This window comes from Pseudomonas sp. E45-MNA-CIBAN-0222 (assembly GCF_040310405.1).
GTDB classification, from domain to species: Bacteria; Pseudomonadota; Gammaproteobacteria; order Pseudomonadales; family Pseudomonadaceae; genus Stutzerimonas; species Stutzerimonas stutzeri_AC.
Genome location: NZ_JBEOPU010000162.1, coordinates 1 through 258, shown reverse-complemented (window position 1 = coordinate 258; position 258 = coordinate 1). Strand labels below are relative to the sequence as shown.

Annotated in this window: 1 pseudogene; it reads right to left on the bottom strand. The window is 45.3% G+C overall.

Annotated features, from left to right (window positions below):
* Nucleotides 1–258, bottom strand: a pseudogene (locus tag AAEZ08_RS23170) (ABC transporter substrate-binding protein); the annotation flags it as partial.

Sequence of the window (258 nt, the reverse complement as noted above, 5' to 3'; positions counted from 1 at the left end):
CGGAATGCCCGCATCTTCTATACGTTTTACATCATCCCCAAGGCCTTTATATTGCCAATCCGCCAGCATAAGGAGGTCTGGGTTTAAGCTGATGATTTTTTCGACAGAGAAAGTCTTTGTATCCACTCGGCCAATGCCTGGTATTTTTGCTAACGAAGGACGATGTTTTACATACATGTCCCAATTAGTAGGGCGTGCTTGCCAAATATAATTTGACATACCAACCACATGATCGTAGGCCGCTTCGGTGCCTATGGC